This window comes from Enterobacter cloacae complex sp. P24RS (genome assembly GCF_014982165.1).
In the GTDB taxonomy this organism is placed as follows: Bacteria; Pseudomonadota; Gammaproteobacteria; order Enterobacterales; family Enterobacteriaceae; genus Enterobacter; species Enterobacter quasihormaechei.
On sequence record NZ_JADCKU010000022.1, the window covers coordinates 38312 to 62430 of the forward strand.

The window sequence follows — 24119 nt, forward strand, 5'->3', positions numbered from 1 at the left end:
ACCGTGTTGGTGCAAATCGGCGGATGTGGTCGGATTTGTTGTTTTGTATGGCGGAGCAGGATTCATGTAGTGAATTGTTCTACTGATTACCCGCCCACACCACCATCACCTTATCGCCCTTATGCTCGCGTACAAATCCGTACCCCTCTTTCAGCGACAGCGTGGTTTGCTTGCCTTCACCCATTGCCGGATGACGGGCGCGGAACTGCCCCAGAAGCTGCCAGTGGGCGACAGTTAACGCCTGTTTACCCGTTACGTCCTGCCAGTTCATATTCGAACGGGTTCCCTGTAGCGGATCGGACCCCGTCGGACCAAATGGACGCTCTGATTCATCGCCGTAATAGATTTGCACGCTTCCCGGCGCCAGCAGCAGTAGCTCAGCGGCGCGCTGGCCTCCTTCACGGAACAGTCGCGTATCGTGGGAGGAGAGATAGCTCAGCACATTAAAGCTTTGCAGTTTTTCGGCCATTTGCTGCCAGGTCAGATCCATATCCGCCAGACAGTCCACCGCTTTCGCCGCCTGCTCCTGATAGTCAAAATTGATCATCGCATCAAAGCCGTGGCGATAATAATCGCTCTGCATCACGCCGTGACCCCAGGATTCACCGGTCATCCAGAATGGCGCATCGTCGAGTTTTTTGTCCGGGTTGGCGGCTTTCCACGCGACCAGCGCCAGGCTGGCCTGCTCCTTCAACTGCTGCCAGGCTTCAGGCTCAACGTGTTTAGCGGTATCGACCCGGAAACCGTCGATGCCGTAGTCACGTACCCACTGGCTGAGCCAGTGGGTCAGGTAATCTCGCGGCGTGAAGTTCGTCATCACTTTCGCGTTGGTGTCGGGTTTGTGTTGATAAAAGTTCGGCAAACCTGACGGGATCTTAGATTCCGTTTTCAGATCCGGCAGAAACGCCAGGGACATCGTTAAATCGTCAAAGCCGGGGTTGTCATAATCGCCGATATCGGTGCGGATCCATTTTTTTCCCCACCATTTTTCCCATGCAGCTTTATCACTGAAGTTGATGTAATCATTGAAGCTGTGCCAGCTTTGAACCGCGCCTGGCTTCCAGTCAGTCCAGCGTTCGCCGAGCGTTTTCTTCAGCTCATCCCCCTGCAAATACAACGCGCCAAACTGATATTCCTGCATATCGGCAAGCGTCGCATAGCCCGCGTGGTTCATGACAACGTCAAACAGGACGCGGATACCGCGCCGGTGCGCTTCGTCGACAAGCTGGCGCAAATCCTCTTCGCTGCCCATGTTGGCGTCGAGCTTCGTCCAGTCCTGAGTGTAATAGCCGTGATAGGCGTAGTGAGGGAAATCCCCCTTGGTGCCGCCGCCCACCCAGCCGTGGATCTGCTCCAGCGGAGAACTTATCCAGAGCGCATTCACGCCCAGTTGCTGAAGGTAATCCAGTTTGCTGGTAAGCCCTTTAAGATCGCCGCCGTGGAACGTCCCTATCTCCTGCATACCGTCTTTATGGCGGCCATAGCTGTTATCGTTGGCAGGGTCGCCATTCACGAAGCGATCGGTCAGCACGAAATAGACGGTGGCGTTTTGCCAGCTGAACGGCGCGGGTTTGTCCGTCTCGGCGCGCTCAAGCAGCAGCAGGCCATTGCTGTTGGCGGCTGGCTGAAGCGTGACGTTGCCATTTTCAACGGTCGCGGTCTGTTTGCTGTAAAAATCACGCACCACCGTTCCTTCCGGGAAGGTGTTTGCTACGTCGAGCGTAAGCGGTTTACCGTCCCACTTCGGGCACTGGCGGGTGACGTTAGCGACAGGCTGTGGCGCCGCGCTTTGTACCGTCAGCATCAGGGTTGGCGTTCCCGAACGCGTATCAATACGCATCTGATAAACGCCGTCACGGAATAACCGCCACTGCGGCGGAGTGCCTTCGCACGGTTTGAGCGACAGCATCTCGTTGAGCTTAATAGCCTCTGTCGGCTGCCAGCACGCGTTGTCAAGACTCAACGTTAGTGGACGGGTACCCTTCGCAAGCTTTGCCTGGCTGGTAAAGACGCCGGTACCTTCAGCGTTAAACGCGTCAAATCCCGGCGATGACCAGTCGGCATGCGCGAGTGCGGGTAACATCAGAACAGCTAATGCAGTGCGTTTCATTCCATTTTCCTGTCGCGGCATTTTTGACCAGTGTGCCATTCGGCTCAGGGGAAAAACTCCTCCTATGAGGCTTTCTGCCAGGAGGACGCGAAGGGATGAGTGATCCCGCGCAAAATTAGGCTGTTATCTGCGATATCGCACACATTTTTCCGGTGTTGATGCTTTAATGAGCACGTTTCGAATGACATAGTTTCGGAATTGGACTATTTATATACGTGCTCTTGAAGACTATTTTTGGTACGATTTGAGATTCCGCTCTCAAATTTTGAAGAAAATAAGGTGTTGGAATGCTTATATCCGACCAGGAGACCTAATGATATCGACTCCCATTCGACGATATGGGGCCGCGATACTCATGTTACTCACCATGGCATTTTCAGGTGAGGTGCTTGCAAAGACGCACGCGGATACAACGAGTAAGAAAGCCCACGTAATAAAGACGACAAGCAGTAAGGTTAGCAGTAAACAAGAGTATTCTCGCAATAGTGCAAAGAGTAGTTCACTTCCTGATTTGCGAAAATACCCTTCCGGGACACCACGAAAAAAAGCGTTTCTCCGGACGGTCATGCCTTACATTAAAAGTCAAAATGCCGCGATTACTGCGGATCGTAACTGGCTGATCTCCAAACAGTACGATAGCCGCTGGTCGCCGTCTGAGCGCACGCGCCTGAAAGACATCGCCAAACGCTATAAAGTGAAGTGGAGCGGAAACACGCGTCGCGTGCCGTGGAACTCACTGTTAGAACGTGTGGACATCATTCCAGGCAGCATGGTGGCGACAATGGCCGCCGCCGAAAGCGGTTGGGGGACCTCGAAGCTGGCCCGCAACAACAACAATCTGTTTGGCATGAAGTGCGCCAAAGGTCGTTGTACCAATGCACCTGGCAAGGTGAAGGGTTATTCACAGTTTGAATCGGTGAAAGATTCCGTGAATGCCTACGTGGTGAACCTGAACACCCACCCGGCCTACTCCTCGTTCCGTAAGTCCCGCGCCCAGCTGCGTAAAGCGGATCAGGAAGTGACGGCTACGGCGATGATCCACAAGCTGAAAGGGTATTCCACTCAGGGACAGCGTTATAACAACTATCTGTTCTCGATGTACCAGGATAACCAGCGTCTGATTGCCGCGCACATGTAATGAAAAACGCCTTCCACTGGAAGGCGTTCTCTTTTCTAGAGCAGGACTTCACTGTACCGTTCCCGGTACTCCTTCGGCGTGGTGTCATACTCTTTCCTGAACACCGAATAGAAATACTGTAGCGACGGGTAGCCGCACATCTGTGAAATCTCGTTGATCGACAGCGAGGTGGAGATCAGCAGACTGCGCGCTTTCTCCAGCTTTTCCGCATGGATCACGGCATGTATCGTCTCACCCACTTCCTCTTTGAAGCGCTTCTCCAGATTCGAACGTGAAATCCCGACCGAATCCAGCACCTGATCGACCTTAATACCTTTGCAGGCATGATTGCGAATGTAGTGCATCGCCTGAATCACGGCCGGATCGTTTAAGGAACGGTAGTCGGTAGAGCGGCGCTCGACCACGCGAACGGGCGGAACCAGCAGACGCTGGAGCGGCAGGGATTCGTTGTCTAACAGTCTGTGCAGCAGCTTCGCAGCCTGATAGCCCATCTGCCGCGTACCCTGCGCCACGGATGACAGCGCCACGCGCGACAGATAGCGCGTAAGCTCTTCGTTATCGATACCAATCACGCACAGCTTTTCAGGCACCGGAATATGCAAATGCTCGCACACCTGCAATACGTGGCGAGCGCGGGCGTCCGTCACGGCGATAATGCCTGTCTGGGGCGGCAGCGTTTGCAGCCAGTCAGCCAGCCGGTTTTGCGCGTGCTGCCAGTTTTCTGGCGCGGTTTCCAGTCCCTGATAAACGACGCCGCGATACTTCTCCTGGGCAACCAGCTGGCAGAACGCATACTCACGCTCCATTGCCCAGCGCTTGCCGCTGGTGGCGGGCAAACCGTAAAACGCAAAACGGTGTACGCCTTTCTCCTTTAAATGGAGGAAGGCGGTCTCGACCAGGGCATGGTTATCGGTGGCGATGTAGTGAACAGGGGGATAATGTTCCGGTGAATGGTATGAGCCGCCAACGCCCACGATAGGAACGTCGACGCCACTCAGCAGCTGTTCAATCACGGGGTCGTCAAAGTCAGCGATGACCCCGTCTCCCAGCCAGTCCTTAATGTTCTCCAGACGGGTACGGAAATCTTCTTCGATGAAAATATCCCATTCGGATTGCGACGCCTGCAAATATTCACCAACCCCTTCAACCACCTGACGGTCATAGGCTTTGTTGGCATTGAATAACAACGTAATGCGGTGACGCTTTTCAAACATGGCTCACTTTCCCAAATTAGTCACGATACGGTTCTCAGGCGCGCCGCTTGGTGGCAGAGTCCATCCAGACTGCCAGCAAAAGAATGGCTCCCTTGACGATATACTGCCAAAACGTCGGCACGTCCATCATACTCATCCCGTTATCCAGCGAAGCCATAATAAATGCGCCCATCACCGCACCCGCCACGCTGCCAATGCCCCCGGCGAGGCTGGTTCCGCCAATTACGCAGGCGGCGATGGCGTCCAGCTCGGCAATATTACCGGCAGACGGAGAACCCGCACCCAGTCGCGAGCTGAGGATCAGCCCCGCGATGGCTACCATCAGACCGTTAATGGCAAAGACGGCGAGTTTGGTGCGCTCCACGTTAATGCCGGACAAACGCGCGGCTTCCAGGTTGCCGCCGATGGCATAAATGCGGCGGCCGAAAGCGGTACGTGTGGCCATAAACATCCCACCTAACAGCAGCAGCGCCAGCAGCAGAACGGGCGTCGGGACGCCGCGATAATCGTTAAGCAGCCAGATGGCACCTAGCACAATCACGGCGGTAAGCGCCTGACGACCCACCACCGAGGTAGAAGCAGGCGAGGCCAGACCCAGCGCCTGGCGACGCATGCGCCCCCGCCATTGCCACGCGACAAACGCCATCAGCCCAACCACGCCGATCGTAAAACCGACGCCATCAGAGAGGTAGCTTTGGCCAATCTGGGACATAGAGGCGCTGGTGGGGGAGACGGTGGTGCCGTTGGTGATACCAATTAAAATGCCGCGGAAGGCCAGCATTCCCGCCAGGGTGACGATAAACGACGGGACTTTCCGGTAGGCCACCCACCAGCCGTTCCACGCCCCCAGCAGCAGACCCAGTACCAGCGTGACCGCAATCGTCAGCGGCAGCGGCCAGCCGAGCCAGACGTCAAAAATCGCCGCCACGCCGCCGAGCAGGCCCATCATTGACCCTACCGACAGGTCAATTTCCGCTGAGATGATCACGAAGACCATCCCCACCGCCAGAATGCCGGTGATGGCGGTCTGACGCAGCAGGTTAGAGACGTTACGTGCGCTCAGATAGGAGCCGTCGGTCATCCAGGTAAAGAACAGCATGATGACGATGATGGCTGCAATCATCACGAATACTTGTAGATTCAGCGATTTAAGTCCTGCGAACGCACCGGGCGTCGGAACAGCGACTTTGATATCAGACGGGTTGCTTTTCGACATGGCGTTCGCTCCTTAGGGCAGCTTCCATCACCTGCTCTTGCGTCAGGTTCTGGTTGTTCAGGTTGGCTTTGAGTTTCCCTTCATGCATGACCAGCACGCGGTCGCTCAGGCCCAGCACTTCAGGCAGTTCGGACGAGATAACAATGACGGCAATCCCTTGCTGCACCAGTTGATTAATCAGCTTGTAGATTTCGTACTTCGCGCCGATATCGATTCCCCGCGTGGGTTCGTCCAGAATTAAAATGCGCGGATTAAGCAGCAGGCAGCGCGCCAGAATCGCCTTTTGCTGGTTGCCGCCGCTCAGGCGTCCTATCGCCAGCTCTGGCGAGGACGTTTTCACCTTAAGCCTTGCGAGCGACTGGAGAATGCACTGCTGTTCTGCGGCATCGTCCAGGCTGCTCAGCGCGCCGGAAAACTGGCTGAGCGCCGCCAGCGTGATATTTTTTCCCACCGCCATGACCGGCACGATGCCGTCTTTTTTGCGGTCTTCGGGCACCATGGCAATGCCTCTGGCAATGGCCTGCTGGCAGTTGTCGATTTTTACTGGCTGACCGTTGACATAAATTTTGCCTTCCCAGCGCCCCGGCCAGACGCCAAACAGACACTGTACGGCCTCGGTTCTTCCGGCACCCACCAGGCCCGCAATGCCGAGAATTTCGCCTCGGTGCAGCGAGAAGGAGAGGTCATTCACGCGCTTGATATGGCGGTTAACGGGGTGCCACGCCGTCAGGTTTTCCACGCGCAGGATCTCTTCGCCAATCGCGTGCGGCTCGTTGGGATACAGCGCGGTGAGTTCGCGGCCCACCATCATGGTGATGATGTCATCCTCACTCATGCCTTCTGCCTCACGCGTGCCGATGTGCTGCCCGTCGCGGATGACGCAGATGGTGTCGGAAATGGCTTTCACCTCGTTAAGCTTGTGCGAAATATAGATGCAGGCGATACCGTGGTTTTGCAGGTCGCGGATGATATTGAGCAGTACGGCCGTTTCCTGTTCGGTGAGCGAGGCGGTTGGCTCGTCGAGGATCAGCAGGCGTACCTGTTTATTCAGCGCTTTGGCGATCTCCACCAGTTGCTGCTGGCCCAAACCTAAGTCGCCCACGCGCGTATCCGGTGAGATAGCCAGGCTCACCTGAGCCAGCAATTTTTCGCAGCGCAGCGTCATGGTGTCGTAATCCAGCACGCCGTGGCGCGAGAGTTCGGCCCCAAGAAAGATATTTTCCAGCACGCTTAGGTGCTTCACCAGCGCCAGCTCCTGGTGAATGATAGCGATGCCTTTACGCTCGGTATCGCGAATGTGCGTGGCCTGGAGCACCTCTCCGGCGAAGACGATTTCGCCCTCATAGCTGCCGTGCGGGTAGATCCCACACAGCACCTTCATCAGCGTGGATTTCCCCGAGCCGTTTTCGCCGCACAGCGACATCACTTCGCCGGGATTCAGCCGCAGGCTGACGTTGTCGACCGCTTTCACCGTCCCGAAGGCTTTGGTGATGCTTTTCATTTCAAGTAAATAAGACATAACTGCTCCGCATAGCCCGACAGATGAACAGGGCAGGTCGATGCGCCCCCGCCGGGCAGGGGCTGCGCTGGATTACAGTTCACTCTTCTTATGGAAACCGTCTTTCACCACCGTGGCGTCAATGTTCTCTTTGTTGACTTCGATAGGGGTAAGCAGGCGAGCCGGTACGTCTTTCAGGCCGTTATTTAACGTTGCGTCTGCTTTAGGCTGTTGGTCATTGCCCAGCTCAACGGCAATTTCAGCAGCCGTATTGGCAAGTTCGGTAATGGGTTTATACACCGTCATGGTTTGGGTGCCCGCGATAATGCGTTTAACACCCGCAAGATCGGCATCCTGACCGGAGATAGCGACTTTTCCGGCCAGACCCTGCGCGCTCAGCGCCTGAATGGCGCCACCCGCGGTGGCATCGTTAGAGGCCACGACCGCATCGATTTTGTTGTTATTTGCGGTCAACGCGTTTTCCATAATTTTCAGCGCGTTTTCCGGTAACCAACCGTCAACCCACTGGTCGCCGACGACCTTAATTTTGCCCTCGTCGATATATGGCTTAAGCACCTTCATTTGTCCCTGGCGGAACAGCTTGGCGTTGTTATCCACAGGCGAACCGCCCATCAGGAAATAATTTCCTTGCGGCACCTTAGCGACCAGGCTTTTAGCCTGTAATTCACCCACTTTTTCATTGTCGAACGAAATATAATAATCAATATCCGCATTATTAATCATGCGGTCATAGGCCAGGACTTTTATGCCTTCCTGTTTAGCCTCTTTCACCACGTTGCTTAATACCTGGCCGTTATACGGGATAATGACCAGCACATCGACGCCACGGTTGATCATATTCTCGATTTGCGACATTTGCGTCTCTTCGTTGCCGTTAGCGGACTGAACGAACACCTCCGCGCCGAGGGATTCCGCTTTTTTAACAAAGATATCGCGATCTTTTTGCCAGCGCTCCAGGCGTAAATCATCAATCGCCATGCCGATTTTGACCTCTTTGGCATGGCCGGCAAAGCTTGCAAGCAGGAGAGTAGTGCAGAGCGTTAGGGTCAGGTTCTTTATCTTCATAATTATTAGGCCTTTTTGTAGGGGTATGTGTCGCTGAGATAAAAGAAACGTTCACTGCTGAGACGCAGCAAATTTTTAACGTGGAAAGGCCTGCTGGCAATTACAGATTTTTATCTTCTCATTACGATATTTGGTTTATTTCTGAATTTATGACCGCGATCGGATTTTAAAAAGCGTAACCTATTAATTACATTTGATTCTGGAATATGCGCCGAAAAATAGTTTGTCTGCACATTATTTTGCGAGCCAGCGCACAATTGTGCATTCTCTCAATAGCAGTGTGAAATAACGTAATTGAGCAACCCCCAATGTCTATTCACTATTACTCCAGAAGCAAGACCACGCCGCATACCCTGATTATGGAGCTCAATATGCAAGCTTATTTCGACCAACTCGATCGCGTTCGTTTCGAAGGCACGAAAACGACCAATCCTTTAGCATTTCGTCACTACAACCCGGATGAGCTGGTGCTGGGTAAGCGCATGGAAGATCACTTGCGCTTTGCCGCCTGCTACTGGCACACCTTCTGCTGGAACGGTGCCGATATGTTCGGCGTGGGCGCTTTTGACCGTCCATGGCAGCAGCCGGGCGAGGCCATTGAGCTGGCGAAGCGTAAAGCCGACGTCGCGTTCGAGTTCTTCCATAAGCTGAACGTGCCGTACTACTGTTTCCACGATGTGGACGTGTCGCCTGAAGGGGCATCGCTGAAAGAGTATCTGAACAATTTCGCGCAGATGGTGGATGTGCTGGCGGCAAAACAGCAGCAGAGCGGCGTGAAGCTGCTCTGGGGGACGGCTAACTGCTTTACCAACCCTCGCTACGGTGCGGGTGCGGCAACCAACCCCGATCCGGAAGTCTTCAGCTGGGCGGCAACCCAGGTCGTGACTGCGATGAACGCCACGCATCAGCTGGGCGGCGAGAACTATGTTCTCTGGGGCGGTCGTGAAGGTTATGAAACGCTGCTAAATACCGACCTGCGTCAGGAGCGCGAGCAGATTGGTCGCTTTATGCAGATGGTTGTGGACCACAAACACAAAATCGGCTTCCGCGGCACGCTGCTGATTGAGCCTAAACCGCAGGAGCCAACCAAGCATCAGTACGACTACGATGTTGCCACCGTGTATGGCTTCCTGAAGCAGTTTGGTCTGGAAAAAGAGATCAAAGTGAATATTGAGGCTAACCACGCTACCCTGGCGGGCCACTCTTTCCATCACGAAATTGCCTCTGCGATTGCGCTGGGCATCTTCGGATCGGTAGATGCGAACCGCGGCGATCCGCAGCTGGGCTGGGATACCGACCAGTTCCCGAACAGCGTGGAAGAAAATGCGCTGGTAATGTACGAAATCATCAAAGCGGGCGGTTTCACCACCGGCGGCCTGAACTTCGACGCCAAAGTCCGTCGCCAGAGCACTGACAAATACGATCTGTTTTACGGGCATATTGGCGCGATGGACACCATGGCGCTGGCGCTGAAGGTGGCGGCCCGTATGATTGAAGACGGTGAGCTGGATAAACGTGTGGCGAAGCGTTACGGCGGCTGGAACAGTGAGCTGGGCCAGCAAATTCTGAAAGGTCAGTTATCGCTTGCGGAAATCGCGAAGTACGCTGAACAGCATCAGCTGGCCCCGCAGCATCAGAGCGGGCATCAGGAACTGCTGGAAAACCTGGTCAATCATTACCTCTTCGATAAATAACAGTATGCAGGCCCGGTAAGCGCATCGCCACCGGGCATTTCTGTCAAAGGAGCCACCACAATGTATATCGGGATCGATCTTGGCACGTCGGGTGTGAAAGCCATTCTGTTAAGCGAGCAGGGCGATGTGTTAGCAACCCAGACTGAAAAGTTGCAGGTTTCACGCCCGCATCCGCTGTGGTCTGAGCAAGATCCGGAGCAGTGGTGGCAGGCGACGGACCGCGCGATGAAAGCCTTAGGCGAGCAGCACAGCCTGCGCGATGTAAAGGCGCTGGGCATTGCCGGGCAAATGCATGGTGCAACGTTGCTGGATAGCCAGCATCGCGTTCTGCGCCCGGCTATTCTCTGGAACGATGGCCGCTGTGCGGTAGAGTGTGCGCTTCTTGAAGCGCGTGTGCCCACGTCCCGCGAGATTACGGGCAACCTGATGATGCCCGGTTTTACCGCGCCAAAACTCCTGTGGGTGCAGCGCCATGAACCCGATATTTTCCGTCAGGTGGCGAAGGTTCTGCTGCCTAAAGACTACCTGCGTTTTCGCATGACGGGAGAATTTGCCAGCGACATGTCTGACGCCGCGGGCACGATGTGGCTCGACGTGGCGAAACGGGACTGGAGCGAGGCGATGCTGGATGCCTGCCAGCTGACGCGCGACCATATGCCTGCGCTGTTTGAAGGCAGCGAGATCGCGGGCACGCTGCAATCCTCCATTGCTGAACGCTGGAATATGCCGGCCGTACCGGTTGTCGCCGGCGGCGGCGATAACGCGGCGGGCGCCGTTGGCGTGGGGATGGTGGAAGCAGGGCAGGCGATGCTCTCGCTCGGCACCTCCGGCGTCTATTTTGCCGTCAGTGACGGCTATCGCAGTAACCCTGAAAACGCCGTACACAGCTTCTGCCACGCGTTGCCGGGCAAATGGCATCTCATGTCGGTGATGCTGAGTGCCGCTTCCTGCCTCGACTGGGCGGCAAAGCTGACCGGAATGGCGGACGTACCGGCGCTTATCGCAGCGGCACAGCAGGCGGATGATAATGCCGGTGCGGCCTGGTTTTTACCGTACCTTTCCGGCGAGCGCACGCCGCACAACAACCCGGAAGCGAAAGGGGTGTTCTTCGGGCTTACCCATCAGCACGGCCCGGCAGAGCTGGCGCGCGCGGTGCTTGAAGGGGTCGGCTATGCACTGGCGGACGGCATGGATGTCGTGCATGACTGTGGCCTGACGCCATCCAGCATTACCTTAATTGGCGGCGGGGCGCGAAGCAGCTACTGGCGGCAAATGCTTTCTGATATCAGCGGGTTGCCGCTGGACTATCGTACGGGGGGAGAAGTTGGTCCGGCGCTCGGTGCGGCACGGCTGGCGCAAATCGCGGTGAACCCGGATAAACCACTGAACTCGCTTTTGCCCCAGCTTCCGCTTGAACAGCAGCATCGTCCTGATGCGAAAAACCATGCTCGCTATGCTGAACGACGAGTCGTGTTCCGCAAAATCTATCAGCAGCTTTTACCGCTGATGTCCTGAACATCCGCCGGGTGGCGCTGCGCTGACCCGGCCTGCAACTCCCCATCCATCTGGCTAGCTTACAAACCTGCGCGTATCGATTCTTTGCAGCAACATGGACAGCAGCAGGCTGACAGCCAGCGTAGCGGTAAATATCCAGATAATATCCAGCACCGGCCAGCTTTTCAGCTCAACGCCGCGGGTGCGCAGGGCGTGGATCACCAGCGCGTGAAAACCGTAAATACCCAGCGAGTGGCGAGAGATAAATCCCAGCACCGGAAGCGGACGTTCGTTGAGGGTGTTTTTCACCAGGGTCAGCAGAGAAATCGCGCAGATAAAGACCATCGGGCCGCAATACAGATACCAGGTATCGGCAAAGTTGCCGCGCCATTGCAGCTCGTGCAGCGTCCCGCGAGAGATAATAAACACACCGGCGATAAACGCAGCCGCGCAAAGCCAGTTCATTCCTCGCTTTTGCGTCTCCATCATGCCGATGGCGCGCCCCAGCATGCCGTACAGCACATAATAAAACGTGTCGCCGTTGATATAGAGGTTGACGGGAAGCCATTCAAAGCCATCAACTTTTTGTGAGAGGGTATTCGGGTTTGCCACAATCCCGATGATCGCCATCAAGGCCAGCAGCATTTTACCGCTGACGTTTTTTACCTGAATTAACGGAGAAACCAGGTAAATAACGATTATCGCGAAGAAAAACCACAGGTGATAGAACACCGGTTTTTGCAGCACATTGAGCAGGGAACGTTCGGCGTTAATGGACGTGCACAGGATGATATAGAGCAGCGAAATGGCGCTGTAAAACAGCAGACAGGAGACAATACGGATGAAATGTCTCGGCTGCGCGCTACGCTCACCAAAAAAGAGAAAACCGGAAATCATAAAGAACAGCGGGACGCTCACGCGGGAGGCCGAGTTCAGAATATTGGCGACATCCCAGTTAACGGGGCTGATACTGTGCGCGTTCGTGACATACCAGGTCGTTGTGTGGATCATCACCACCATCAGACAGGCTATTCCCCGCAGGTTATCAATCCAGTTAATTTTTGACTGCATCAGTTCCTCTGTATTCCTGATAAAGAAAGTGTGACTGCGGTAGCGTAAAACTTTTCCCTTGGAAAATTCTGAGTTTAGCCAGGCTGTCTTGTCGCGAGCTGGCGAGATTCGCAGAATGTTGAACATTAATCTATAAACGTGTTGCTACTAAAAATAACAGCCACTGACCGGGGCGGTAATAAAAATGATGATGAAGCGTGGGGCGTCACTCTTTCTGCTGCTTTTATTAGCAGGGTGCAGTGCTTCTCAGGAGGCCCCTGTCCAGAAAGCGCAGCAGGGGAAAATGAGCCCGGAGCGTTCCCTGAATATGGAACAGCTGTGCATAGGTGAGGCGGCTCATCGCTATAATTCCGAGGCACAGAAAATTCACATAAACGGCTTTGAGCGCTTTCAGGGCAGCTATGAACTGAAAGGGTATACTGCGCGTAAAGAGGGCTTTGTCTGCTCTTTTGATGCAGACGGCCAGTTTTTACATCTCTCGATGCGCTAAATTGCTCGGATAATCAGCAACCAGAGCCCTCACCGGTTCTGGCAGTAGACCTTATTCCCCAATTTTCCCTAAACAACCCCGTTTCGTACTGTATATCTTGCAGCCAGCGGGTATACTGATCCCTTCCATTTAAAACCACACGTATCCAGCACGAAATACTATGCAAAAGTTTGATACCAAGACCTTCCAGGGCCTGATCCTGACCTTACAGGATTACTGGGCTCGTCAGGGCTGCACCATTGTTCAACCTTTGGACATGGAAGTTGGCGCAGGCACCTCACACCCGATGACCAGCCTGCGCGCGTTAGGGCCAGAGCCAATGGCAACCGCCTACGTGCAGCCATCCCGTCGTCCGACCGATGGCCGTTACGGCGAGAACCCGAACCGCTTGCAGCACTACTATCAGTTCCAGGTGGTGATTAAGCCATCACCCGACAATATTCAGGAACTGTACCTCGGGTCACTGAAAGAGCTGGGTATGGATCCAACCATTCACGACATTCGCTTCGTGGAAGATAACTGGGAAAACCCAACGCTGGGTGCCTGGGGTCTGGGTTGGGAAGTGTGGCTGAACGGCATGGAAGTGACCCAGTTCACTTACTTCCAGCAGGTCGGCGGTCTCGAATGTAAGCCGATCACCGGTGAAATCACCTACGGTCTGGAACGTCTGGCAATGTACATTCAGGGCGTAGACAGCGTTTACGACCTGGTCTGGAGCGACGGCCCGCTGGGTAAAACCACCTACGGCGACGTGTTCCATCAGAACGAAGTGGAGCAATCCACCTATAACTTCGAATACGCGGACGTGGACTTCCTGTTCACCTGCTTCGAGCAGTACGAGAAAGAAGCCCAGCAGCTGCTGGCGCTGGAGACTCCGCTGCCGCTGCCTGCCTACGAGCGTATTCTGAAGGCTGCCCACAGCTTCAACCTGCTGGACGCCCGCAAAGCCATCTCCGTGACTGAACGTCAGCGCTACATTCTGCGAATCCGTACCCTGACCAAAGCCGTTGCAGAAGCTTACTACGCGTCCCGTGAAGCCCTTGGCTTCCCGATGTGCAACCGAAACAAATAAGAGGCGGCCATGTCTGAGAAAACTTTCCTGGTGGAAATCGGCACTGAAGAGCTGCCACCAAAAGCCCTGCGCAGCCTGGCTGAATCTTTCGCTGCGAACGTTACTGCCGAGCTGGATAACGCTGGCCTGGCGCACGGTAAAATTGAGTGGTTTGCTGCGCCGCGTCGTCTGGCGCTGAAGGTGGCAAACCTGGCGGCGTCTCAGCCGGATCGTGAAGTTGAGAAACGTGGCCCGGCCATTGCTCAGGCGTTCGACGCGGAAGGCAAGCCGAGCAAAGCGGCAGAAGGCTGGGCGCGCGGTTGCGGTATCACCGTTGACCAGGCCGAGCGTCTGACCACCGATAAAGGTGAATGGCTGCTGTATCGTGCCCACGTGAAAGGCGAAAGTGCGGAAGCGCTGCTGCCAGATATGATCGCGACTTCGCTGGCTAAGCTGCCGATTCCTAAGCTGATGCGCTGGGGCGCGTCCGACGTACACTTCGTGCGTCCGGTGCACACTGTGACCCTGCTGCTGGGCGATACCGTTATTCCAGCAACCATTCTGGGCGTGGCGTCCGATCGCGTGATCCGCGGCCATCGCTTTATGGGCGAGCCAGAGTTCACCATCGACAATGCCGACCAGTACCCGCAGATCCTGCTGGAGCGCGGTAAAGTTATTGCTGACTACGAACAGCGTAAAGCCAAAATTAAAGCGGACGCAGAAGAAGCGGCGCGTAAGATTGGTGGTAATGCCGATCTGAGCGACAGCCTGCTGGAAGAGGTAACTTCTCTGGTAGAATGGCCGGTTGTACTGACCGCGAAATTCGAAGAGAAATTCCTGGCCGTTCCGGCAGAAGCGCTGGTTTACACCATGAAGGGTGACCAGAAGTACTTCCCGGTTTACGCCAACGACGGCAAGCTGCTGCCAAACTTCATCTTCGTGGCGAACATCGAATCGAAAGATCCGATCCAGATTATCTCCGGTAACGAGAAAGTGGTGCGCCCACGTCTGGCGGATGCAGAGTTCTTCTTCAACACCGACCGTAAAAAACGTCTGGAAGATAACCTGCCGCGTCTGCAAACCGTGCTGTTCCAGCAGCAACTGGGTACGCTGCGCGACAAGACCGACCGTATCGCGGAGCTGTCCGGCTGGATTGCCCGTGAGATTGGCGCGGACGTGAACCACGCTACCCGTGCGGGCCTGCTTTCCAAGTGCGACCTGATGACCAACATGGTGTTCGAATTCACCGACACCCAGGGCGTCATGGGCATGCATTACGCGCGTCACGATGGCGAAGCGGAAGACGTGGCGGTGGCCCTGAACGAGCAGTATCAGCCGCGCTTTGCCGGTGACGATCTGCCGTCCAACCCGGTTGCCTGCGCCGTGGCGATTGCCGATAAGATGGACACCCTGGCGGGTATCTTCGGTATCGGTCAGCATCCGAAAGGCGATAAAGACCCGTTTGCGCTGCGCCGCGCCGCGCTGGGCGTGCTGCGTATCATCGTTGAGAAGAACCTGAACCTCGATCTGCAAACGCTGACGGAAGAAGCGGTGCGTCTGTACGGCGATAAGCTGACCAACGCGAAGGTTGTGGATGATGTTATCGACTTTATGCTCGGTCGTTTCCGCGCGTGGTATCAGGACGAAGGTTACTCCGTTGACACCATTCAGGCGGTGCTGGCGCGTCGTCCGACCCGTCCGGCAGATTTCGATGCGCGTATGAAAGCGGTATCCCACTTCCGTACGCTGGAAGCGGCGTCAGCTCTGGCTGCGGCCAACAAGCGTGTATCTAACATCCTCGCGAAATCCGACGAGACGCTGAACGAGCGTGTAAACGCCGCGTCGCTGAAAGAGCCGGAAGAGATTGCTCTGGCGATGCAGGTTGTGGTGCTGCGCGACAAGCTTGAGCCGTACTTCGCGGAAGGCCGCTACCAGGAAGCGCTGGTGGAGCTGGCGGAGCTGCGTGACATCATCGACGCCTTCTTCGAGAAAGTGATGGTAAACGTGGAAGATAAAGAGCTGCGTATTAACCGTCTCTCTATGCTCGAGAAACTGCGTGAGCTGTTCCTGCGCGTGGCGGATATTTCGCTGCTGCAATGATGTAAAAAACCCGCCCCTGACAGGCGGGAAGAACGGCAACTAAACTTTATTCTTCGTAGGCCGGGAAAGCGCAGCGCCTCCCGGCAAAAGCCCGATGGCGCGAAGCTTATCGGGCTTACGTTATAGCCTTACACCCTCTCAAATACCGTCGCGATCCCCTGACCCAACCCAATACACATCGTTGCCAGCCCGAACTGGGCATCTTTGCGTTCCATCAGGTTGATCAGCGTGGTGCTGATACGCGCCCCGGAGCAGCCCAGCGGGTGTCCGAGGGCGATCGCGCCGCCGTTGAGGTTAATCTTCTCGTCGATCTGATCCATCAGGCCCAGATCTTTAATGCACGGCAGGATCTGTGCGGCGAAGGCTTCGTTCATCTCGAACAGATCGATATCACTTGCGCTCAGCCCCGCTTTTTTCAGCGCCAGCTTCGAGGCCGGAACCGGACCGTAACCCATGATTGAAGGATCGCAACCCACGACCGCCATCGAACGCACGCGGGCGCGTGGCGTCAGGCCTAATTCGCGGGCGCGGCTTTCGCTCATCACCAGCATCGCGGCGGCGCCGTCGGACAGGGCAGAAGAGGTGCCCGCCGTTACCGTGCCGGTGACCGGATCAAAAGCCGGACGCAGGGTAGAAAGCGCGTCGACCGTGGTTTCAGGACGGATAACTTCGTCGTAGCTGAACTGCTTCAGTACGCCGTCCGCGTCGTGTCCGCCGGTTGGGATAATCTCATTCTTAAAAGCGCCAGACTGCGTGGCGGCCCAGGCGCGGGCGTGAGAGCGCGCGGCAAAAGCATCCTGCATTTCGCGGCTGATACCGTGCAGGCGGGAGAGCATTTCGGCGGTCAGGCCCATCATGCCTGCGGCTTTCGCCACGTTGCGGCTCATGCCAGGGTGGAAATCAACCCCGTGGCTCATCGGCACGTGGCCCATGTGCTCAACGCCGCCGACCAGACAGGCCTGCGCATCGCCGGTCATAATCATACGCGCCGCATCGTGCAGCGCCTGCATCGATGAACCGCACAGGCGGTTGACGGTAACGGCCGGAACCGAATGCGGGATCTCCGCCAGCAGCGACGCGTTGCGGGCGATGTTGAAGCCCTGCTCCAGCGTTTGCTGCACGCAGCCCCAGTAGATATCATCCAGCGCAGCGGGATCCAGCGCCGGGTTACGCGCCAGCAGGCTACGCATCAGGTGCGCGGAGAGGTCTTCCGCGCGCACATTACGGAACGCGCCGCCTTTTGAACGGCCCATCGGGGTGCGAATCGCATCAACAATGACAACCTTTTCCATTGTGACTCCTTAAGCCGTTTTCAGTGCGCCAACCGGACGGGCTGGCTCAACTGCTGGGTAGTAGGGTTCGTTATGGCGCGCTTTGTTACGCAGGCCTTCCGGCACGTCGTACAGCGGGCCGAGGTGCTGATACTGCTGCGCCATATCGAGGTAGCGGGCACTGCCGAGCGTATCCAGCCAGCGGAACGCGCCGCCGTGGAACGGAGGGAAGCCCAGGCCGTACACCAGCGCCATATCCGCTTCTGCCGGGCTGGCGATAATGCCTTCTTCGAGGCAGCGCACCACTTCGTTGATCATCGGAATCATCATGCGGGCAATAATTTCGTCGTCGGTGAAGTCGCGTTTCGGCTGGCATACGTCGGCCAGCAGGCCATCCACCGCCGGATCTTCCTCTTTCTTCGGCTTGCCTTTGCTGTCTTCTTTATAACGCCAGAAGCCCATGCCGTTTTTTTGCCCGAAGCGGTTGGCGTCGAACAGGGCGTCAATTGCGTCGCGATAATCTTTCTGCATGCGCTGCGGGAAGCCCGCTGCCATCACCGCCTGAGCGTGATGCGCGGTGTCGATCCCGACCACGTCCAGCAGATAGGCCGGGCCCATCGGCCAGCCGAACTGTTTTTCCATCACTTTGTCGATCTTGCGGAAGTCCGCGCCGTCGCGCAGCAGCTGGCTGAAGCCGGCAAAGTAGGGGAACAGTACGCGGTTAACGAAGAAGCCCGGGCAGTCGTTAACAACGATTGGCGTTTTGCCCATTTTGCTGGCCCACGCCACCACTTTGGCGATGGTGTCGTCGGAGGTTTTTTCCCCGCGGATCACTTCGACCAGCGGCATGCGGTGCACCGGGTTAAAGAAGTGCATTCCGCAGAAGTTTTCCGGACGCTTCAGCACGCTTGCCAGCTCGCTGATAGGAATGGTGGAGGTGTTGGAGGCCAGCACCGTCTCAGGACGCACCTTCTCTTCCGTTTCGGCCAGCACTGCTTTTTTGACTTTCGGATTCTCAACGACCGCTTCAACCACCACGTCCACGCGGTCAAAGCCGCTGTATTCCAGCGTTGGCTGGATGGTGGAGATCACGCCGGAGAGTTTCATACCGTCAATTTTGCCGCGCTCAAGCTGTTTATTCAGCAGTTTGGCGGCTTCGGTCATGCCCAGCGTCAGGGATTTTTCGTTGATGTCTTTCATCACCACCGGCACGCCTTTCCAGGCCGACTGGTAAGCAATACCGCCACCCATAATGCCGGCGCCGAGCACCGCCGCGTGTTTTGGCGTTTCAACGTTTTTGGTCAGCTGCTTAGCCTTGCCCTTCACGAACTGATCGTTCAGGAAGATGCCAACCAGCGCGCGGGCTTCATTGGTATGCGCCAGCGGGACAAAGCTCTGGTTTTCAAGCTTCAGGGCTTCATCACGGCCCAGACGGGCTGCCGCTTCAATGGTTTTCACCGCCGTGATTGGCGCCGGGTAATGTTTACCCGCCGTCTGCATCACCATGCCTTTGGCGATAGTGAAGCTCATGGTGGCTTCAATCTTGCTGAGCTTTAACGGCTCCAGCTTCGGCTGGCGTTTGGCTTTCCAGTCGAGATCGCCATTAATCGCCTGACGCAGAATGGCGAGTGCTCCTTCAACCAGCTTCTCTGGTTTCACGACGCCGTCGACCAGGCCGATTTTCTGCGCCTGTTCTGCACCCACGTCTTTACCGGCAGCGATGATTTCCAGGGCGCTGTCCGCACCCAGCATGCGTGGCATACGCACGGAACCGCCAAAGCCCGGCATGATGCCCAGCTTGGTTTCCGGCAGGCCGATGCGCAGGTCCGGCGTTGCCAGACGGTAATCGGTCGCCAGCACGCATTCGCAGCCGCCGCCCAGCGCGTAGCCGTTAACGGCGGAAATCGTTGGCACAGGTAAATCTTCCAGACGATTAAAGACGCTGTTGGCAAAGTGCAGCCACTGGCTCAGCTGCTCCTCAGGAACCTGGAACATCGACAGGAATTCGGTGATATCCGCACCAACGATAAAGGCCGCTTTGTTGGAGCGCAGCAGCAGACCTTTTAAATCTGATTGCTTTTCAAGTACATCCAGCGCCTGGCCAAGACTGGCCACCGTCGCGGTATCAAGCTTGTTCACTGAGCCGGGGGCATCGAACACCAGTTCGGCAATGCCATCTTCCAGCCAGTCTACGTACAGGGTGTCGCCTTTGTAGAGCATGTCGGTCTCCTGAATCCAGCAATTGGATCTGGTCATACCAGATGAGACGGAGTGTGGAATTTATGTTAATAAAATGCAAATTACTCATTAAGAAATTGCAGCGCTGATCACGGTCGGTGGAAATCACGCAGCCGGAGTGAGGTGTGCTAAGATGCGATGACTTGAGGTCAAAAAAACGAAAGGAAGAATGATGGACTCACTGGCTTCGCTTTATAAAAATCATATCGTTACCCTACAGGAACGTACCCGCGATGTACTGGCCCGCTTCAAGCTGGATGCTCTGCTGATCCACTCCGGCGAGCTGATGAATACGTTTCTTGATGACCATGCTTATCCCTTCAAGGTTAACCCGCAGTTTAAAGCCTGGGTGCCGGTGACACAGGTTCCAAATTGCTGGCTGCTGGTGGATGGCGTGAACAAGCCGAAACTGTGGTTCTACCTGCCGGTCGATTACTGGCACAACGTGGAACCGCTGCCGACCTCATTCTGGACCGAAGAAATTGACGTGATTGCGCTGCCAAAAGCGGACGGCATTGGCAGCCAGCTGCCAGCGGCGCGCGGCAACATCGGCTACATTGGTCCGGTTCCCGAGCGTGCGCTGGGTCTGGATATTCCGGCAGATAAACTTAACCCTAAAGGCGTGCTGGATTATCTGCACTACTATCGCGCCTACAAGACTGACTATGAACTTTACTGCATGCGTGAAGCGCAAAAAACGGCGGTGAATGGCCACCGTGCGGCGCATGAAGCGTTCCAGTCCGGCATGAGCGAGTTCGATATCAATCAGGCCTACCTGACCGCGACCGGCCATCGCGATACCGATGTGCCTTACAGCAACATCGTGGCGCTGAATGAGCATGCCTCTGTTCTGCACTACACCAAACTGGATCATCAGGTTCCGGCTGAGATGCGCAGCTTCCTGCTGGATGCCGGCGCAGAGTACAACGGCTATGCGGCAGACCTGACCCGTACCTGGGCGGCGAATGCGGATACCGATTTCGCGCAGCTGATTAAAGACGTGAACGATGAACAGCTGGCGCTGATTGGCACCATGAAAGCGGGAACCAGCTATGTGGATTACCACATCCAGTTCCATCAGCGCATCGCGAAACTGCTGCGTAAGCATCAGATTGTCAAAGACATGAGCGAAGAGGCGATGGTGGAGAACGATCTGACCGGGCCATTTATGCCGCACGGTATCGGCCACCCGCTGGGTTTGCAGGTTCATGACGTCGCAGGCTTTATGCAGGATGATACCGGTACGCACCTGGCGGCACCGTCTAAATATCCTTATCTGCGCTGCACCCGCGTTCTGGCGCCGCGTATGGTATTGACCATCGAGCCGGGCATCTACTTTATTGAATCCCTGCTGGCGCCGTGGCGTGAAGGCCAATTCAGCAAGCACTTCAACTGGGAAAAAATTGAAGCGCTGAAGCCGTTTGGCGGCATTCGTATCGAGGATAACGTGGTTATTCACGAGAACAGCATTGAGAACATGACGCGAGATCTGAAGCTGGCCTGATGGAAAGCTGGCTGATACCGGCTGAGCCGGTCACCTTTGTTGAGGAAATCAAAAAAAGCCGCTTTATCACGCTGTTGGCGCATACCGACGGCGTGGAGGCGGCGAAGGCGTTCGTCGAGTCCGTTCGCGCGCAGCACCCCGATGCCCGCCACCACTGTGTGGCGTGGGTCGCAGGGCCGCCGAATGACTCACAGCAGCTCGGGTTTTCTGATGACGGTGAACCGGCAGGCACGGCCGGAAAACCGATGCTCTCCCAGCTAATGGGCAGCGGTGTGGGTGAAATCACCGCCGTCGTTGTGCGCTACTACGGTGGCATTTTGTTAGGCACAGGCGGCCTGGTTAAAGCCTACGGCGGTGGTGTTCAGCAGGCGCTTAATCTTCTGATAACGACCCGCAAAACGCCGCTGACAGAATATACTTTGTTATGCGATTACGCCCAGCTATCGGGTATCGAAGCACTGCTTAAACAGTTTAACGGCGTCATCGCACACAGTGATTATCAGGCAATGGTGCAACTACGCGTGGCGCTTCCTCAGGCGGAACTGGCTGCTTTTTCAGCAAAACTCGCTGATTTTAGTCGCGGTTCATTGCAATTACTGCCGATTGAAGAATAATCCCCACCTCATCATTTTGAATACCTAAGGAAGCGGCAGAGATGCATTTTCGTGCCATTACCCGAATCGTTGGATTGCTGGTCATACTTTTCTCCGGGACGATGATCATCCCCGGACTGGTGGCGCTCATCTACCGGGACGGTGCGGGGCGTGCATTCACGCAAACCTTTTTTGTCGCGCTGACGATTGGCTCGCTGCTGTGGTGGCCAAACCGTCGTGAGAAGGGTGAGCTGAAATCCCGTGAGGGTTTTTTGATTGTGGTCCTGTTCTGGACGGTACTGGGAAGCGTGGGTGCGCTGCCGTTTATCTTCTCTGAACAACCGAATCTCACCATCACGGATGCGTTTTTTGAATCGTTCTCCGGTTTAACGACCACCGGCGCCACCACGCTTGTGGGGCTGGATTCGCTCCCACATGCGATTCTCTTTTACCGGCAGATGCTCCAGTGGTTTGGCGGTATGGGGATCATCGTCCTGGCGGTGGCTATCCTGCCGATTCTGGGCGTCGGGGGGATGCAGCTTTACCGGGCAGAAATGCCTGGCCCGCTGAAAGATAACAAGATGCGCCCGCGTATTGCGGAGACGGCGAAAACCCTGTGGCTTATATATGTCCTGCTGACGGTGGCCTGCGCGCTGGCGCTGTGGTTCGCTGGAATGCCCGCGTTCGACGCCATCGGGCACAGCTTCGCGACTATCGCCATCGGCGGGTTTTCTACCCATGATGCCAGCGTCGGTTACTTCGACAGCCCGACAATCAATACCATCATTGCCATTTTCCTGCTGATCTCAGGCTGTAACTACGGTCTACACTTCTCGTTGCTCAGCGGACGTAGCCTGAAGGTGTACTGGCGCGACCCGGAATTCCGGATGTTTATTGGCGTCCAGCTGACCCTGGTGATCATCTGTACTCTGGTACTGTGGTTCCATGATGTCTATAACTCGGCGGTCACGACCCTGAACCAGGCCTTCTTCCAGGTGGTATCGATGGCGACAACCGCCGGTTTCACCACGGACAGTATTGCGCGTTGGCCGCTGTTCCTGCCGGTGCTGCTGCTGTGCTCTGCATTTATCGGCGGTTGCGCCGGTTCGACGGGCGGTGGTCTGAAGGTGATCCGTATACTGCTGCTGTTCAAGCAGGGGAACCGTGAGCTGAAACGTCTGGTCCACCCGAATGCGGTTTACAGCATTAAGCTGGGGAACCGCGCGCTGCCGGAGCGTATCCTCGAAGCGGTGTGGGGATTCTTCTCCGCTTATGCGCTGGTCTTTATTGTCAGTATGCTGGCGATTATCGCCACGGGTGTGGATGATTTCTCTGCCTTCGCCTCTGTGGTGGCAACGTTAAACAACCTGGGGCCGGGGCTGGGCGTCGTGGCGGATAACTTCGCCAGTATGAACCCGGTGGCGAAGTGGATCTTAATTGCCAATATGCTGTTTGGGCGTCTTGAGGTCTTTACGTTGCTGGTGCTGTTTACCCCAACATTCTGGCGTGAGTAAGGAGACATAAGTGAAAACGTTAATTCTTTTCTCAACGCGTGACGGTCAAACGCGTGAGATTGCTTCTTATCTGGCTTCTGAACTCACAGAGCTGGGCATTTATTCTGATGTGGTGAACCTGAATCGCACAGAACAAATTGCCTGGCAGGATTACGACCGTGTGGTCATTGGCGCTTCAATCCGTTACGGTCATTTCCACCCTGCGCTGGATCGTTTTGTGAAAAAGCATACGGCGGAACTCGCGAAGCGGCCTGGCGCGTTTTACTCGGTCAACCTGGTTGCCCGTAAAGCGGAGAAGCGTACGCCGCAGACCAACAGCTATACGCGTAAGTTTTTGCTGAATTCGCCATGGCAGCCCGATATCTGTTCTGTCTTTGCGGGCGCGCTGCGTTACCCGCGCTATAGCTGGTATGACCGCTTTATGATCCGCCTGATCATGAAGATGACAGGTGGTGAAACGGATACGCGTAAAGAAGTGGTCTACACCGACTGGGCTCAGGTCGCCAGTTTTGCCCGTGAAATTGCGCGTTTAACGGACGATCCGCGGGTTAAATAAGCGTTAAGTTTGAAAAGTGAGCGAACGAAAAGTTTTTTGTATTTAGTGCTTGTCACTTCGGAAGAACTCCCTATAATGCGCCTCCACTGACACGGAACAACGGCACGCAAGCCGCCGGGTCAGCAGAGAAAAGCAAAATAAACGCTTGACTCTGAAGCGGGAAAGCGTAATATGCACACCCCGCGCCGCAGCGAAAACGTAGCGGCACTGCTCTTTAACAATTTATCAGACAATCTGTGTGGGCACTCAAAGTGACATGGATTCTTAATGTCCTCGGACAC

General features: G+C 55.8%; 18 protein-coding genes. 10 read left to right on the forward strand and 8 right to left on the reverse strand.

The features are described from left to right. Nucleotides 1-79: 79 nt before the first annotated feature. Nucleotides 80-2110, reverse strand: coding sequence for an alpha-amylase (locus tag INF58_RS19260; RefSeq protein ID WP_193528315.1), 2031 nt, complete (start codon nucleotides 2108-2110; stop codon nucleotides 80-82). A gap of 313 nt (nucleotides 2111-2423) precedes the next feature. On the opposite strand from INF58_RS19260, the gene INF58_RS19265 reads away from it, so the two are divergent. Further along, a complete protein-coding gene (locus INF58_RS19265) occupies nucleotides 2424-3248 on the forward strand; it encodes a protein bax (protein WP_071888809.1) in 825 nt (274 codons plus the stop codon). 35 nt (nucleotides 3249-3283) lie between these two features. Here INF58_RS19265 and xylR read toward each other — a convergent pair whose 3' ends face one another. From xylR to xylF, 4 genes are all read right to left on the reverse strand, one after another. Further along, nucleotides 3284-4462, reverse strand: a complete 1179-nt coding sequence (gene xylR / locus INF58_RS19270) for a D-xylose utilization transcriptional activator XylR (RefSeq protein ID WP_063449964.1) — start codon at nucleotides 4460-4462, stop codon at nucleotides 3284-3286. 34 nt (nucleotides 4463-4496) lie between these two features. Continuing rightward, complete coding sequence (gene xylH / locus INF58_RS19275; protein ID WP_003860151.1) at nucleotides 4497-5678, reverse strand: xylose ABC transporter permease XylH; 1182 nt, start codon at nucleotides 5676-5678, stop codon at nucleotides 4497-4499. Next, on the reverse strand, nucleotides 5656-7197 hold the full coding sequence (locus tag INF58_RS19280) for a xylose ABC transporter ATP-binding protein (RefSeq protein ID WP_193528316.1): 1542 nt from the start codon (nucleotides 7195-7197) through the stop codon (nucleotides 5656-5658). The genes xylH and INF58_RS19280 overlap by 23 nt, the downstream gene beginning before the upstream one ends. Nucleotides 7198-7269: 72 nt before the next feature. Continuing rightward, nucleotides 7270-8262 carry a D-xylose ABC transporter substrate-binding protein gene (gene xylF / locus INF58_RS19285; RefSeq protein WP_063865834.1) on the reverse strand — a complete coding sequence of 331 codons (993 nt, stop codon included), beginning with the start codon at nucleotides 8260-8262 and terminating at the stop codon, nucleotides 7270-7272. A gap of 371 nt (nucleotides 8263-8633) precedes the next feature. Between xylF and xylA the strand changes: the two genes are divergently transcribed. Then, nucleotides 8634-9956: a xylose isomerase gene (gene xylA / locus INF58_RS19290; RefSeq protein ID WP_193528322.1), complete on the forward strand. Its 1323-nt coding sequence runs from the start codon at nucleotides 8634-8636 to the stop codon at nucleotides 9954-9956. Between the two features lie 60 nt (nucleotides 9957-10016). After that, the gene (xylB, locus tag INF58_RS19295) at nucleotides 10017-11471 is read left to right on the forward strand and encodes a xylulokinase (protein ID WP_193528317.1); all 1455 of its coding nucleotides are present in this window, start codon (nucleotides 10017-10019) and stop codon (nucleotides 11469-11471) included. Between the two features lie 54 nt (nucleotides 11472-11525). Here the strand turns inward: xylB and INF58_RS19300 are convergent, their stop codons facing one another. Next, nucleotides 11526-12521 (reverse strand): acyltransferase, encoded by a 996-nt coding sequence (locus INF58_RS19300; RefSeq protein WP_193528318.1) that lies wholly within the window; start codon nucleotides 12519-12521, stop codon nucleotides 11526-11528. 184 nt (nucleotides 12522-12705) lie between these two features. On the opposite strand from INF58_RS19300, the gene INF58_RS19305 reads away from it, so the two are divergent. From INF58_RS19305 to glyS, 3 genes are all read left to right on the forward strand, one after another. Then, nucleotides 12706-13011 (forward strand): YsaB family lipoprotein, encoded by a 306-nt coding sequence (locus tag INF58_RS19305; protein ID WP_063865825.1) that lies wholly within the window; start codon nucleotides 12706-12708, stop codon nucleotides 13009-13011. Nucleotides 13012-13171: 160 nt separating this feature from the next. Next, nucleotides 13172-14083: a glycine--tRNA ligase subunit alpha gene (gene glyQ / locus INF58_RS19310; RefSeq protein ID WP_003860141.1), complete on the forward strand. Its 912-nt coding sequence runs from the start codon at nucleotides 13172-13174 to the stop codon at nucleotides 14081-14083. 9 nt (nucleotides 14084-14092) lie between these two features. Further along, nucleotides 14093-16162: a glycine--tRNA ligase subunit beta gene (gene glyS, locus INF58_RS19315; protein WP_193528319.1), complete on the forward strand. Its 2070-nt coding sequence runs from the start codon at nucleotides 14093-14095 to the stop codon at nucleotides 16160-16162. Nucleotides 16163-16290: 128 nt separating this feature from the next. Here the strand turns inward: glyS and fadA are convergent, their stop codons facing one another. Further along, nucleotides 16291-17454 (reverse strand): acetyl-CoA C-acyltransferase FadA, encoded by a 1164-nt coding sequence (gene fadA, locus INF58_RS19320; RefSeq protein WP_063865822.1) that lies wholly within the window; start codon nucleotides 17452-17454, stop codon nucleotides 16291-16293. Nucleotides 17455-17463: 9 nt separating this feature from the next. After that, nucleotides 17464-19653 (reverse strand): fatty acid oxidation complex subunit alpha FadB, encoded by a 2190-nt coding sequence (gene fadB / locus INF58_RS19325; RefSeq protein ID WP_193528320.1) that lies wholly within the window; start codon nucleotides 19651-19653, stop codon nucleotides 17464-17466. A 190-nt stretch (nucleotides 19654-19843) separates the two neighbouring features. Between fadB and pepQ the strand changes: the two genes are divergently transcribed. From pepQ to hemG, 4 genes are read left to right on the forward strand one after another with little or no spacing between them, the layout of a single operon-like run. Continuing rightward, the gene (pepQ, locus tag INF58_RS19330; RefSeq protein ID WP_022649738.1) at nucleotides 19844-21175 is read left to right on the forward strand and encodes a Xaa-Pro dipeptidase; all 1332 of its coding nucleotides are present in this window, start codon (nucleotides 19844-19846) and stop codon (nucleotides 21173-21175) included. Then, nucleotides 21175-21789 (forward strand): IMPACT family protein, encoded by a 615-nt coding sequence (locus INF58_RS19335; RefSeq protein ID WP_064910954.1) that lies wholly within the window; start codon nucleotides 21175-21177, stop codon nucleotides 21787-21789. The genes pepQ and INF58_RS19335 overlap by 1 nt, the downstream gene beginning before the upstream one ends. 41 nt (nucleotides 21790-21830) lie before the next feature. Next, complete coding sequence (gene trkH, locus INF58_RS19340) at nucleotides 21831-23282, forward strand: Trk system potassium transporter TrkH (protein WP_063865811.1); 1452 nt, start codon at nucleotides 21831-21833, stop codon at nucleotides 23280-23282. Nucleotides 23283-23292: 10 nt separating this feature from the next. Continuing rightward, nucleotides 23293-23838: a menaquinone-dependent protoporphyrinogen IX dehydrogenase gene (gene hemG / locus INF58_RS19345; protein ID WP_064910952.1), complete on the forward strand. Its 546-nt coding sequence runs from the start codon at nucleotides 23293-23295 to the stop codon at nucleotides 23836-23838. Nucleotides 23839-24119 lie beyond the last annotated feature (281 nt).